Source organism: Streptococcus oralis subsp. dentisani (assembly GCF_003944205.1).
Lineage (GTDB): Bacteria > Bacillota > Bacilli > Lactobacillales > Streptococcaceae > Streptococcus > Streptococcus oralis_BH.
In genome coordinates this window covers 1-14,116 of record NZ_RJPH01000005.1, presented here as the reverse complement: position 1 = coordinate 14,116, position 14,116 = coordinate 1, and the positions used below count along the sequence as shown (strand labels likewise).

Sequence of the window (14,116 nt, the reverse complement as noted above, 5' to 3'; positions counted from 1 at the left end):
TCGATAAGAAAGGGGTGATCAAGAAATGAGATTTATTGATTTATTTTCAGGTATCGGTGGCTTTCGACTTGGAATGGAAAGTGTCGGACACGAGTGTATTGGATTTTGTGAGATTGATAAATTTGCTAGAGAATCTTATAAGTCCATTTTTCAAACGGAAGGAGAAATAGAATTTCATGACATACGAGATGTTTCAGATGACGAATTTAAAAAACTTAGAGGGAAAGTCGATGTCATCTGTGGGGGATTCCCTTGTCAAGCATTTTCAATCGCAGGAAGACGATTGGGATTTGAAGATACTAGAGGAACTTTGTTCTTTGAAATTGCTCGGGCGGCCAAACAAATCCAACCACGTTTTCTTTTTCTTGAAAATGTTAAAGGCCTACTCAATCACGATAAGGGACGGACGTTCACCACAATCCTTACCACACTTGATGAGTTGGGGTTTGATGTTGAGTGGCAGGTGCTTAACAGTAAGGATTTTGGCGTTCCCCAAAACAGAGAGAGGGTGTTTATTATCGGACATTCTAGAAAGAAAGGTACCCGACTCCTATTTCCTTTCAGACGAGAAGGTCAAGCAACTAACTCTGAGACTTTGAAAGCACTAGGAAATTTGAATCCATCAAAAAGTGGAATGAGTGGTAAAGTCTATTATTCAGAAGGTCTTGCGCCAACCTTAGTTCGTGGAAAAGGAGAAGGATTTAAAGTTGCGATTCCTTGTATGACACCAGACAGATTAGAAAAGAGACAAAATGGTAGACGTTTCAAGGATAATCAAGAGCCAATGTTTACTTTAAATACTCAGGATCGCCATGGTATTGTCGTTGTTGGAGATTTACCAACTAGCTTTAAGGAAACTGGTCGCGTCTATGGAAGTGAGGGGCTATCTCCAACACTGACTACGATGCAAGGTGGAGATAAAATCCCCAAAATACTGATTCCAGAACCAATCCAATTTCTAAAAGTCCGAGAGGCAACGAAAAAAGGATATGCTCAAGCAGAAATAGGAGATTCAATCAATTTGGAAAGACCAGGTTCTCAGTATCGTCGTGGTAGAGTTGGAAAAGGTATAGCGAATACGTTAACAACTAGTGGTCAAATGGGAGTAGTAGTGGCTAGCTATGAAGGAGAAGATAAGCAAGTTTACCATGTTGCTGGTATTTTAATAAATGGACAATTTTACCGTCTGAGGATACGACGAATCACTCCTAAAGAGTGTTTTCGATTGCAGGGTTTTCCTGATTGGGCTTTTGAAGCTGCTAGAAAAGTCTCTAGTAATAGTCAGCTTTATAAACAAGCTGGTAATAGTGTAACCGTTCCTGTGATTGCCGCAATCGCAAAGAAATTTAAAGAAATAGAGGAAAAAGATGAAAGCATTAAATAAAGAATCAATACTAGATTGTGATGAATTAGAAACAGAATTACATGATGCAGAAATCAGACAGCTGGATGAACAAATAATTTTGATGCCCAATTATCCATGTGAGTTTGAGGTGACATTTTTAGATGATTACCATAAAAAACACAACTACCCCCTATTTTATGAATCCTATCTTCAAAACATTATGGAATTCCTTGAAAGTCAGGATATAAAGAACGGAGCCGATGCCTTTGTAGATGATCATCAAAATCTTGTTTTTGTTTTATATGGACAAGGCTATCGAGCCGAGGGAAAAGAGGGAATACTTACAACCCAAGTAACTGTAAAAGCTTATGATGAAGACAAGCAACCGATTAACTTCGCAAATTTATTAGATTCCTTAATCGTATCAGAATATCAAATGGAACCGAATCTTTGGGAGGTATCCCATGATTGATCTCTATCTAAGTAAAAATAGCCATAGAAATCAACTTCTTTTGGATTTCTTTCAAAAGTATGGCATAGAGGTCATTCCTCATTCTATTTCTGAAATGACAAAGGACAAATTAATTGAAATGATGAGCTATTCTTCAGATTGTTTTGAGTTTTTATCTCCCAATTTATTGCGATTTAAGAACCGTGACAATCTAAGATTAACGGATTTCATCGAGATGATATTAAAAAATCCTGAACTAACCATCAGACTTCCTCTTGCGGTTTCAAATAAGCGAGTTTATCCAAATCTGAATCTGGAGGAGGCTAGAGCTTTATTGCCAAGAGATACGAAACAATTGATTTACATGGCACAAACACATTATTTATCAAGTTAAAGGAGAAGCAATATGGCTGAACGATTTTGGGAGAACTTGTCCATTATTTTGGCTGAAAGAAATATCAGCTGGATTGAGTTAACCAGAAAAATGTTTGCGGGAGAGTTTCACTATCCAAGTGAATTGAATCGTTTGTATCAAAAGATTCGTCACTACAAGATGGAACAACGAATGCCTCAAAGTCCATGGGTAGAAAGGATTGTGCAGGTATTAGATTTAGATTATGAAGATTTATTTCGGAGGTAACTATGAAAAGAATAATTCCAGTTTATATATTCCAACAAGTAAATGTCCTATTGGTATCTCTATACTTACTGAAATTTCTTTGTATCGGTGAGTTAACTATACTAGAGATTCTCTATGGTGCGTCACTCATTTCTTTTTTATGGATGTATGGCCAACGCAAACAAGCTCATAAGGTCAATATGAAATCTAGGATGAAATGGCTTGGTATTGGATTCATTAGCCTACTGATTATAAGTCTATGTTTTAGCCTAATCCATGCTCAAGGAACCACGAATCAAGCAAACTTAATTGGACTTCAACATCAAGTTCCTTGGTTTTCATTTTTATTGTTCTTAATCAATGCGAGTATGGTTGAAGAATTTCTGTATAGAGAAATTATATGGAATTTGGTGAGAAAATTAGATATCAGAATTGCGTTGACAAGTGTTTTATTTGCCTTAGCACATCATCCTGGAACCATTCTAGCTTGGTGTTTATATGTTTCATTGGGAATGTTTATAGGGATGGTGCGCTATAAATCGGACTTATGGGGCAGTATGGGTCTACATTTGGTGTGGAACCTACTAGTTTATAGTTTGCTGCTTGTTTAGACAACGTTAGATTTTCAAAGGGAAATGAAATGCTAACGTTATGTAACAATGTTAGTCTTTTATTTCAAACTCTTTGATGAATATGAATTTAGCTCGACAGAAAAATAAGAAATGTGATAAAAATTTCAACTACTCTTATCTATAATAAAGCTACCTGTTCTTTGAAAATTGAATCCACTCCGTCTTGATTAGCGTGCCTGTGTAAGTAGGGACTGAGAGTATTTCCCTGTGAAGGGCAACTGGCACAAGACGTGTGTGAGAATTTTCTAACAGACACGGAGTTTATCGTTACCAGACTTAAACGATGCGACAAACTAGATAAAGGAGTTAATCATGAAGGTAGTAAACTTGTATGATTTGAAACAAATGGGAAATAAAGGTGGTTGTACCATCCAATTGATTCATCACTTTCCTTTTGGTATGGGCTTAGGACATCTCAAAAAAGACTACATTGAATTTAAACGTGTTGGTATCTTTGATGGGAAAGCAGTAGAAGTTACTCTTCGAGAACCTTATTCGAGAGATCTACTGCAGGTTGTCAAGTCGATTAAGCAACGTCAGAAATTGATAGCTTATCGTTATAAAGAAGGAAAGCTGCTATTTGTTAAGAAGGAGGCCTCAGATGTCCTCTGAACAACAGGAACGAATGGCAGTTCAATATGCTGAGCGTAGTCTTTTATTTACTGTAAAAAGTCTTTTAAAGATTCTAGAATGGTCTAGACGCCAAGTTTTAGCACAAGATTCCGCCTATAAGATAGGGGTACAGAAATTAGAAGAATTGCTACAATCTCCTTATTCGATTGATACGATTAATCTGAAAAAAGATTTTTTAGACAAACCAATTGATATAGAGAAATTTAAAGCTTTTTTAGAAAAAGAAGAGATTCCTTTAGCCATCGCTTGGCAAGGGGATTCTCTACATTTCTACACGAAAGACCGTTCGATTCTGGACAATCATTTAGACCATCTGTTAGAAAAAATGGTTAATGATCCGGAGAAATTAGCTGATTTTACCATGGATAAGTCATTAGACGATGCAATTGATGAGGCTAAATCCCAAATTACCTTTAGACAAGAAGGGGCCGTCAAACAGAAAGAGATGGTGAGATGATGTACAGTGGAAAGAAATTCCTACTATTCTCACTGTTAGGCATCTTACTAGGCTATCTTTTTCATCGTTTGACGCTTTTGTATGATTCCTATACTGGAAATAGCTTAGATAAATGGACTCATCTTCTGATGGAGGGTCAAGATGAAGTTCTTCAGTCGCCATGGAATGTTTCTTTTACTGGAAAATCAAGTGCTTTTTTTCTACTAGGCTTTGTGATGATGTTGCTGGTTTATCTCTATCTAGAGACTGGTAAAAAACAATACCGAGAAGGGGTAGAATACGGGAGCGCCCGTTTTGGAACTCTAAAAGAAAAGAAGATCTTTTACGGTAAGGAATTTTCTCATGATACGATTTTAGCACAAGATGTTCGTTTGACATTATTAGATAAAAAACCACCCCAATATGATAGAAATAAGAATATTGCGGTGATCGGAGGTTCAGGAAGTGGGAAGACCTTTCGCTTTGTAAAACCTAATCTGATTCAGATGAACAGTTCTAATATTGTCGTGGATCCTAAAGATCACTTAGCTGAGAAAACAGGCAAACTCTTTTTAGAACATGGCTACCAAGTAAAGGTGTTAGATTTAGTCAATATGAAGAACTCAGATGGCTTCAATCCTTTTCGCTATATAGAGACAGAAAATGATTTGAATCGCATGCTGACGGTTTATTTTAATAACACCAAAGGCTCTGGCTCTCGTAGTGATCCATTTTGGGATGAAGCTTCTATGACTTTGGTACGAGCTTTAGCCTCTTACTTGGTCGATTTCTATAATCCACCCAAAACAAGAGAACAGCTCATTGAAGAGAGTCGTTTGAGTCAAACAGAATACCAAAACTTGTTGAAACGTCAAAAAAAAGAAGTGGAAGAGCGAAAAAAACGAGGGCGTTATCCAAGTTTTGCTGAAATCTCAAAACTCATTAAACACTTATCCAAGGGTGAAAACCAAGAAAAAAGTGTCTTAGAAATTCTATTTGAAAATTATGCTAAAAAGTATGGAACTGAAAATTTTACCATGCGAAATTGGGCAGATTTTCAAAATTATAAGGATAAGACTCTGGATTCTGTTATAGCTGTAACCACTGCTAAATTTGCCCTCTTCAATATTCAAAGTGTCATGGATATGACCAAAAGAGATACCCTTGATATGAAGACATGGGGCAAGAAAAAATCAATGGTTTACTTAGTTATCCCAGATAATGATAGTACCTTTCGCTTTCTTTCAGCCCTCTTTTTTTCAACCGTATTTCAAACCCTAACAAGACAAGCAGATATTGATTTTAAGGGACAATTACCTCTTCATGTGAGAGTTTACTTAGATGAGTTCGCAAATATCGGAGAAATTCCAGATTTTGCTGAACAAACCTCAACAGTCCGTTCTCGAAATATGAGTCTCGTTCCTATTCTTCAAAATATTGCCCAACTTCAAGGGCTTTATAAAGAAAAAGAAGCTTGGAAAACCATTCTTGGAAATTGTGATAGCTTAGTCTACTTAGGTGGTAATGATGAAGATACCTTTAAATTTATGAGTGGCTTACTCGGTAAACAAACCATTGATGTTCGAAATACGAGTCGTTCCTTTGGCCAGACAGGTTCAGGATCCCTTTCTCATCAAAAGATTGCTCGTGATTTAATGACACCTGATGAAGTCGGAAATATGAAACGGCATGAATGCTTGGTTCGAATTGCTAATATGCCAGTCTTTAAAAGCAAAAAATACAATTCCACTAAGCATCCAAACTGGAAATACCTAGCCAATCAAGAAAGCGATGAACGGTGGTGGAACTATCAAATCAATCCTTTGAATCAAAGACAAGAAAATCATCTTGAAGGCCTTAGAATTCGTGATTTAACTTTTGAATCTAGTTTAAAATAAAAATAGAAAAGAGGAAATAGATGATTACGCATTTTAAAGGTTTTGTTTATGGAGTAGACGCAAGTGCTATGTTTGCACAAGCTATGTCTTTGTTACAGAAGGGATTGATTGCGGTTGGTGCCTTTCTCGTTGTTGTTGGGATTGTCAATCTTGCAACCAATATTAAAGATGGTGGACCAGGTGTTCGGAATGCCATTCTTGAAATTGTCGGTGGTGTTATGGTCGGGGCTGCTGGAGCCTTTGTAACTCAAATTTCAATTTAGGAGGATAAACAATGACATGAATCTTAGTTTAGTCTCACCCTTTGTTTACCTTGCATCTGAAAAAATATCAGCTGAAAATTTATTTGAAGGATTTAATGTGGATTTACAATCTACGGTAGATCTGATTAAATCTCTATCTAGCTACAATCCAACAGTTTGGACTTATATGTCTAGTATTACTAAAAGCGTCATGCAGCCTCTTGGAGTTGCGATTTTATCAGTTGTTCTCATCTTAGAATTTTCGAAGATGGCAAAGAAAATTGCTAACTCAGGAGGAGCGATGACCTTTGAAGCATTAGCGCCGATGTTGATTAGTTATATTATGGTCGCAGTTGTAATTACCAACACTACCGTGATTGTAGAAGCCATCATCGGGATTGCGAGTCACGCCATTGAGCAAGTGGCCTCGATTGTGGCTCACGGTGGGGCAAAGTATGATACCATCTCTGGATTAAAAGGGTCAGGATTTATTGGCAGGATGATTGTGGGCTTTTTCGCCCTCCTCATTTGGCTTGTTCGGATAGTAAGTGCTGCCATGGTTAATCTTTTGGTATCTATTCGATTTATTCAACTCTACCTTATGATTCCATTTGCCCCTCTTACGATTCCAACATTTTTAAGTGATGAATGGAAGTCTATTGGTATTGGCTATTTAAAAAATATTATGGTCTATGCGGTACAAGGGGTTCTTATTTTTCTGATTGTTTCTCTTGTTCCTTTGTTTGAATCTGCTGGGAAAATAGCTGTTTCAAATGGTGCAGGAGTCTTGCAATCACTTGCGATTATGTTTGGTAGTTTGGTACAAGCTATCTTACTGATTATTGCCCTCGTTGGTTCTCAACGTACGGCTCGCTCAATCTTAGGTATGTAATTAGATAAAGGCTAGGAAGTGATTGCTTCTTAGCCTTTTTAGAAAGGAAAGTCATGAATACACGTGTCTTTAAAGACATCTCAAAATACCAACACAGGGCTTGGTTAGGTTTCACCACAAGACAAATCATTTTTGTTTTACCAGCCTTTATTGTCACAATTATTGTTTTGGGCTTGAATCTCTTTTTCTGGCAATTTGGAGATTGGTTTGTTTACGGTTTTGTGTTTGCCTTTACCATCCCCCTCATGCTTTTTGGAGTCTATAAACCCAATGATTTATATTTTGAACATTATTTGAAATACCGTCTTCATTTTGAATTAACGGTTCCCCTACGCACAATTACAGGAAAGAAAGGACCTGAACATGAAAAGAAAATCAAATACATTAAAGAAACAAAAAGCTTCAATGACTAATAAAAAGGAAGAAGTTAAAGGGAAAAAAGAGGAAGTATTACCCTCTACGGCGAATACCATTTCCTATCAAGCCCTCTATCAAAATGGTCTAATGCAGGTAAAAGAAGATTATTTCTCACAAAGCTACTTACTTGGGGATGTCAATTACCAAACCGTTGGTTTAGAAGATAAGGGGGCAATCATTGAGAAGTATTCTGATTTGATTAACTCCCTAGATGACCAAACCAACTTCCAATTGACCATCTTTAATAAAAGATTGAATTTAGAAAAGTTTAGACAAAGTGTTTTGTATGAGGAAAAAGAAGATGGATATGATACCTATCGTAAAGAATTGAATCGGATGATGAATCAGAATTTAGACAGTGGTGAAAATAATTTTTCAGCTGTGAAACTGATTAGCTTTGGTAGAAAGGATTCTAATCCCAAACAAGCCTATCGTTCCTTGTCTCAAATAGGAGAATATTTCAAGAGTGGTTTTTCAGAAATTGATGCACGTTTTGAATCCTTGGCTGGAGAAGAACGTGTCAACTTGTTGGCAGATATGCTTAGAGGAGAACACCATCTTCCTTTTTCTTACTGTGATTTAACGAGATCTGGTCAGACAACTCGTCACTTCATAGCACCTAATCTCTTAGATTTTAAAAACAAGAATTACCTACAAATTAATGACCGCTTATTGCAGATTGTCTATGTGAGAGACTACGGCATGGAATTAGGGGATCAGTTTATCAGAGATCTCATGCAAGGAGATTTGGAATTGATTGTGAGCCTTCATGCTCAAAGTTCGACCAAGGCAGATGCTATGAAGAAACTACGAACAAAGAAGACCTTGATGGAATCCCAAAAGATTGGGGAACAACAAAAACTAGCTCGTACAGGTATCTATTTGGAAAAAGTAGGCCATGTTTTAGAAAGCAATATCGATGAAGCTGAGGAACTCTTAAAAACCATGACAGAGACAGGAGATAAACTGTTTCAAACAGTCTTTTTGATTGGGGTCTTTGGTCAGGATGAAGAAGAACTCAAACAAGCTCTAGATACTATCCAACAAGTTGCCGGCTCAAATGACCTAATGATTGATAAACTACCATATATGCAAGAAGCAGCCTTTAATAGTTTGCTGCCATTTGGTTGTGATTTTTTAGAGGGAGTATCACGGAGTCTATTAACGTCCAATATAGCAGTGAACTCACCTTGGACTTCAGTAGATTTACAAGACCGTAGTGGGAAATATTACGGTATTAATCAAATCTCAAGCAATATTATTACCATTGATCGTAGCCTATTAAATACACCGTCTGGTCTGATTTTAGGGACATCTGGAGCTGGGAAAGGTATGGCAACCAAGCATGAAATTATCACGACCAAAATCAAGGAATCTGGTGAAAATACAGAAATTATCATCGTTGATCCAGAAGCGGAGTACAGTGTCATTGGACGAGCTTTTGGTGGAGAAATGATTGATATTGCGCCCGATTCCCAAACCTATCTCAATGTCCTTGACTTGTCTGAGGAAAATATGGATGAGGATCCTGTAAAGGTAAAATCAGAATTTCTTTTATCCTTTATCGGTAAGTTATTGGATAGAAAAATGGATGGGAGAGAAAAATCGATTATCGACCGAGTTACGAGACTCACTTATCAGTCATTTAAAGAGCCTTCTTTGGAAGAATGGGTCTTTGTCTTGAGCCAACAACCAGAAGAAGAAGCGCAGAATTTGGCACTTGATATGGAACTGTATGTCGAAGGTTCTCTTGATATTTTTTCTCATAAGACCAATATTCAGACAGGATCTAACTTCTTAATCTATAACGTTAAAAAGTTAGGAGATGAGCTGAAACAAATCGCTCTTATGGTAGTGTTTGATCAGATATGGAATCGTGTTGTTCGGAACCAAAAATTAGGGAAGAAGACCTGGATTTATTTTGATGAAATGCAACTTCTCTTATTAGATAAATATGCCAGTGATTTCTTCTTTAAATTGTGGAGTCGTGTCAGAAAATATGGAGCCAGTCCGACTGGGATAACCCAAAATGTCGAAACCTTATTGTTAGATCCAAATGGTAGACGGATTATTGCAAATAGTGAATTTATGATTCTCCTCAAGCAAGCAAAAAATGACCGAGAAGAATTGGTTCAACTCTTAGGATTGTCAAAAGAACTTGAAAAATACCTAGTCAATCCAGAAAAAGGTGCAGGACTGATAAAAGCTGGTTCCGTTGTAGTTCCCTTTAAAAATAAGATTCCTCAAGGTACTCAATTGTTTGATATCATGAGTACAGATCCTGATAAAATGGCTTCTAATTAAGGAGAAGGTAAATGAAGGATAAAAGAGAAATCATACGTGCCCGAAAGGCATTTAGAAGAAGTCTAAAAGATGAGAAGAAATTCTTGAAAAAAGGAAAGAAGGAGGTGAAGAAACAGAAAAAAAATTCCGCTGTACTGGATGAAAAAGCATGGAAAAAAGAGATAAAGGAAAAGCTGGAGGAGATGAGAGAAGCTTCAAAGGCTAGAGTAAAACAAGCAAATGAAGACTACAATCATATTCTTCAAAATAGTCCTCCATCTCTTTTAAATCGCAAAGAATTAAGAGACAGACGGTTGCCTCATGCTAGGAAACGATTGAAAATAGCCAAGAATCAATTTAAGGAAGCAAAGGTAGAAGCAAAAGAAGAAAGAAAAGAGAGTCGTAAAGAAAGAAAAAACAATCAAAAATTTTTCTACGGTCAGGAATCGAAACATAAATCTAATTTTTTCTTTCAAGGGAAGAGTTTAGAAGAATTAAAAGCTAAGAAAGAAGTCAAGGCCGCAAAAGAGAATCTAAAATCTACTAAACAAGCCTATAAGTCCAAAAAAGTCAGTAGGAAAGCCAAAACTTTTCTTTATGTTCTTGGACGTGAAGGTGGAGAGTTAGCTTCAGAAAATGAAGATTTAGAAGGTTATCACACACTTCAAGAGACAATTAGAAAAGGAAAACGCTACAGTCGCCTTTCTTATAACCTTGGAAAAGCTAGTGTCAAAACAGGACAAGCAACAGGTCGTTTTACCAAGAAAAGACTGACCAACACAAAAGAGCGATACCATCATTTTAAGGATGGAAAAGGATGGAAACTAGCGAAAGATAACCCAAGTTCTTTTAAAAATCGGTTTCGAAAATTAAAGAAACAAGGTCTTACAAGTGTCCGAAATATCTATCAAAAACTAAAAGCAGCCTTTTCCTTCTTTACATTTGCGGCTGGAAATCCTGTAACCTGGATAGTTGGAGGAATAGTCTTTCTTCTTTTACTTATAATGAGCTTCTTTTTAGGATTTTCATCTGCTAGTTTGATTCAACAAGATGAATTTGAATTAACAAAAGCTTATACCCACCTAACTTGGGAAGATACAGAACATACTCGCACAAATGACAAAGGAATTACTTATTACACAAAAGTTGATGATGTGATGGGGTATATGAACTTTAAATTCCATGACTATGAGTTACACAAACCAGTTCACTTATTTAGTTCAGAATCTTACAAGGATTATCTGTCTACTTTGTGGCATGATTTAAACGATGGGGATGATTTGAAATCCATGCAAGACCTCTATGAAACTCCTAAGTATAAACTATCGAAAGACGATCAAGAGGAAATAAAGGAACTAAAAGAAGAGGGTGTCTATGCTTCCATGCAGGAATTGGACAATCCATTTGAGGGGAAAAGCAACGAAGATAGTCTAACCATGACTTATCGTTATGGATACTATGATTTAGACGGAAAACCTACCCTTCAGGAGTACATTTTACTAGAAGCGAAGGCTCACCAAAGGATTGTCGCACCAATGGATGGTGTTGTATCTCTAGACGGAGATGATGTTATTCTCACTAACGGAAAAGGAGAGAATGAGAGTCGTTTAACCTTATATTCCATTCATAATGGCCGTGCGATTGAGGGGACAAGAGTTCTAACGGGTGATGTTATCGGTGAAACACCAGATGATACAGGTTTGAAAGTCTCCTATCAAAAGTATAAGAATAAGAAAGAAAAATTGGTGTATGTCAATCCGCAATTTTATTTCCCAAAAGTCATTCAACTTCAGACAACTATCTTACCTGCCATTGGTCAGTTTGGTGGGGATGAGTTTGAACGAGCAAAACATATTTATGAGTTTTTGAAATCTCAAGGGGCAAGTCCTCAAGCCATTGCGGCAATTTTAGGAAATTGGTCGGTAGAGTCTTCTATTAATCCTAAACGTGCTGAAGGGGATTATTTATCTCCTCCTGTTGGCGCTACCGATTCCTCTTGGGATGATGAAGCGTGGTTAGCGATTGGAGGTCCAGCCATTTATAGTGGGGCTTATCCTAATATTCTTCATAGAGGTTTGGGGTTAGGTCAATGGACAGATACTGCAGATGGTTCAACACGTCATACAGCTTTATTGAATTATGGACATATCAAAAATAAGAAGTGGTATGATTTAGACCTACAACTTGATTTTATGCTTCATGGGGATAGTCCTTACTATCAAAGTTGGTTAAAGGATTTCTTTAGAAATACGGGCAGTGCAGCCAATCTTGCCCAACTCTTCCTCACCTATTGGGAGGGAAATTCTGGTGACAAACTACTGGAAAGACAGACCAGAGCAACGGAATGGTATTACCAAATTGAAAAAGGCTTTAGCCAAACAAATGGGGGACAGGCTAAGAGTGACCCACAATCTCTTGAAGGTGTTCGTGGAGACTTGTATGAGCGTTCTGTTCCTGGTGGTGGAGATGGTATGGCCTATGCCTATGGACAATGTACATGGGGTGTTGCGGCTCGTATGAACCAGTTAGGATTAAAGCTAAAAGGTAGAAACGGAGAGAAGATTTCAATCATTAATACCATGGGAAATGGTCAAGACTGGGTTGCGACAGCTTCAAGTCTTGGTGGAGAAACGGGTTCCACACCAAAAGAAGGTGCCATTGTTTCTTTTGTAGGAGGTACACATGGGACACCAGCAGACTATGGTCATGTGGCTTTTGTAGAGAAGGTCTATGATGATGGTTCTTTCCTCGTGTCTGAAACAAACTATGGTGGCAACCCTAACTATACCTTTAGAAAAATCTCTCAAGCAGATAGTGCCATCAGTTTTGCCTATACGGTGAAATAAAGAAGTTGATACTTGAAATTTTAACAATTTTCAGGTAGAATAAATAGTGTAGATGAGTGGTCGGCTCATGGTCAATCTGATAGTAATCTTGGACATAAGGGCCAAGCGGTGGCGGACACCAGAACGAAATCCGATAGCAATCTTGGACGTAAGGGCCAAGCGGTGGCAGACACCAGAATAAACCGACTGACTAGGTGGCTTACAGACTCTGTAAACCACCTTTTTTGTGAGGAAAATATGGAAAATTCTAGAGATTATCGTAATCCAAATTACACCGAAAAAATAAAACTTCAGCGTTTTTTTACTCAGTTACAAATTGCGGCTTCTTTTTTTAAAGAACACTTTGTTGGCAAAATCATGTATTATGAAACGGAAATAGAAAGTGTTGAACTTCATTTTTCACCTACTAATTTCATGCACCTATGTGGTGTTGATTACCTAAAAGGTGCAGGCAGTTTCTTTGATGATTGTTTAAATAGACATGTCATAATTGATGAGTTGAAAATAAAAAAAGATGGAACCACGATGCAAAAGTTGCAAGTTTTAGGATCCATTGAGGAGTTATTGGGAAACCATGTTCATCTAACTGGTTCAGGACGTTATTTGTATTTGGAGTTTGATTATGCTCTACGTACAAGAAAACAGATACTAGCATTAACATTGAAAGAGACATCAAGGAAAATTGTTCCTCAATCTTTATTAGATTTGAAGAGAAAGACAGTATTTCCAAAAGGTCAAAAAGTAATTTCAATTTACTCAAAACATTTACAAACGTCGGAACTTTTTTATTATTTAAAAGATTAGTTTACATATCTTTTGTGGCATAAAACATATTTTATCATTATAAGGAGAACGCAGTTTTGGCTCGTTCTTTTTTTGTTGATGATATGCTCTAAACAACCTACACTAGATTGGATATGAAATAGTTTGTGATTACATAATTTATCTTCAGGGAAGTTATGGACATTATCTCAATTTCTGTTATGATAGACATCTCTAACAATTTCCGTTATAACAGACATTGACTTACAAAGTATTTCTTTTCTGAACATATTAGCGTTATAATATAAATGCAGTGTTACACTGTAGAATATTAAGAAAATAGGATACTGTAGGTTTAAAATAAATGTGTAAGATAAATAGTTGGATTAGTAAAAGTTTCAAGTCTGATAAGAACAATATTACATTTCATACAACTGAATGTATATATTTTATAAGAGAGAGGGATGCTTGATTGGGGAAAATCATTCAAAATACAGTTATAAGGATTTTAATAAGAATGAAAGTGTGATATTTCTTTTTCATTAATCTTCTAAATGTATTAAAATCAAGCTTTCCACTTATGTATTCTGCTAATAAACTTCAATACATTTCAATAGATTTTCAAAATTTGGTGGGGATTTTTATTATACTTTGTACGAG

The 14,116-nt window shown here is 36.7% G+C and carries 15 protein-coding genes; 14 read left to right on the top strand and 1 reads right to left on the bottom strand.

Annotation, left to right across the window (positions count from 1 at the left end; all coding sequences use genetic code 11):
• The first annotated feature begins 25 nt into the window (after window positions 1-25).
• The 13 genes from dcm to D8805_RS04845 all read left to right on the top strand — a co-directional run bounded on the left by dcm (window position 26) and on the right by D8805_RS04845 (window position 12,694).
• Window positions 26-1,384 (top strand): DNA (cytosine-5-)-methyltransferase, encoded by a 1,359-nt coding sequence (gene dcm, locus D8805_RS04905; protein ID WP_125353395.1) that lies wholly within the window; start codon window positions 26-28, stop codon window positions 1,382-1,384.
• Window positions 1,368-1,817: a hypothetical protein gene (locus D8805_RS04900; RefSeq protein ID WP_125353397.1), complete on the top strand. Its 450-nt coding sequence runs from the start codon at window positions 1,368-1,370 to the stop codon at window positions 1,815-1,817. Before dcm ends, D8805_RS04900 begins: the two co-directional genes overlap by 17 nt.
• Window positions 1,810-2,190 (top strand): thioredoxin domain-containing protein, encoded by a 381-nt coding sequence (locus D8805_RS04895; protein WP_125353399.1) that lies wholly within the window; start codon window positions 1,810-1,812, stop codon window positions 2,188-2,190. Before D8805_RS04900 ends, D8805_RS04895 begins: the two co-directional genes overlap by 8 nt.
• A gap of 12 nt (window positions 2,191-2,202) precedes the next feature.
• Window positions 2,203-2,436, top strand: coding sequence for a hypothetical protein (locus tag D8805_RS04890; protein WP_000840776.1), 234 nt, complete (start codon window positions 2,203-2,205; stop codon window positions 2,434-2,436).
• Window positions 2,437-2,438: 2 nt separating this feature from the next.
• Window positions 2,439-3,026, top strand: a complete 588-nt coding sequence (locus tag D8805_RS04885; protein WP_048773328.1) for a CPBP family intramembrane glutamic endopeptidase — start codon at window positions 2,439-2,441, stop codon at window positions 3,024-3,026.
• Window positions 3,027-3,359: 333 nt separating this feature from the next.
• Window positions 3,360-3,659 carry a hypothetical protein gene (locus tag D8805_RS04880; RefSeq protein ID WP_000869753.1) on the top strand — a complete coding sequence of 100 codons (300 nt, stop codon included), beginning with the start codon at window positions 3,360-3,362 and terminating at the stop codon, window positions 3,657-3,659.
• The gene (locus tag D8805_RS04875) at window positions 3,649-4,137 is read left to right on the top strand and encodes a hypothetical protein (RefSeq protein WP_048773330.1); all 489 of its coding nucleotides are present in this window, start codon (window positions 3,649-3,651) and stop codon (window positions 4,135-4,137) included. The genes D8805_RS04880 and D8805_RS04875 overlap by 11 nt, the downstream gene beginning before the upstream one ends.
• Entirely contained in the window at window positions 4,137-6,014 is a 1,878-nt protein-coding gene (locus D8805_RS04870; protein WP_125416011.1) for a VirD4-like conjugal transfer protein, CD1115 family, read from the top strand. The genes D8805_RS04875 and D8805_RS04870 overlap by 1 nt, the downstream gene beginning before the upstream one ends.
• Before the next feature lie 20 nt (window positions 6,015-6,034).
• On the top strand, window positions 6,035-6,277 hold the full coding sequence (locus D8805_RS04865) for a hypothetical protein (protein WP_000627865.1): 243 nt from the start codon (window positions 6,035-6,037) through the stop codon (window positions 6,275-6,277).
• Between the two features lie 16 nt (window positions 6,278-6,293).
• On the top strand, window positions 6,294-7,148 hold the full coding sequence (locus D8805_RS04860) for a conjugal transfer protein TrbL (protein ID WP_001054257.1): 855 nt from the start codon (window positions 6,294-6,296) through the stop codon (window positions 7,146-7,148).
• Window positions 7,149-7,201: 53 nt separating this feature from the next.
• Window positions 7,202-7,561 (top strand): PrgI family protein, encoded by a 360-nt coding sequence (locus tag D8805_RS04855; protein WP_014713383.1) that lies wholly within the window; start codon window positions 7,202-7,204, stop codon window positions 7,559-7,561.
• A complete protein-coding gene (locus D8805_RS04850; protein WP_185774572.1) occupies window positions 7,512-9,869 on the top strand; it encodes a VirB4-like conjugal transfer ATPase, CD1110 family in 2,358 nt (785 codons plus the stop codon). The genes D8805_RS04855 and D8805_RS04850 overlap by 50 nt, the downstream gene beginning before the upstream one ends.
• A gap of 11 nt (window positions 9,870-9,880) precedes the next feature.
• Window positions 9,881-12,694 carry a phage tail tip lysozyme gene (locus D8805_RS04845; protein WP_125415777.1) on the top strand — a complete coding sequence of 938 codons (2,814 nt, stop codon included), beginning with the start codon at window positions 9,881-9,883 and terminating at the stop codon, window positions 12,692-12,694.
• 30 nt (window positions 12,695-12,724) lie between these two features.
• On the opposite strand, the gene D8805_RS10130 is transcribed toward D8805_RS04845, so the two are convergent.
• The gene (locus D8805_RS10130) at window positions 12,725-12,913 is read right to left on the bottom strand and encodes a hypothetical protein (RefSeq protein ID WP_075202690.1); all 189 of its coding nucleotides are present in this window, start codon (window positions 12,911-12,913) and stop codon (window positions 12,725-12,727) included.
• Between the two features lie 18 nt (window positions 12,914-12,931).
• Between D8805_RS10130 and D8805_RS04835 the strand changes: the two genes are divergently transcribed.
• Window positions 12,932-13,498 (top strand): PBECR4 domain-containing protein, encoded by a 567-nt coding sequence (locus tag D8805_RS04835; RefSeq protein ID WP_124787607.1) that lies wholly within the window; start codon window positions 12,932-12,934, stop codon window positions 13,496-13,498.
• Window positions 13,499-14,116 lie beyond the last annotated feature (618 nt).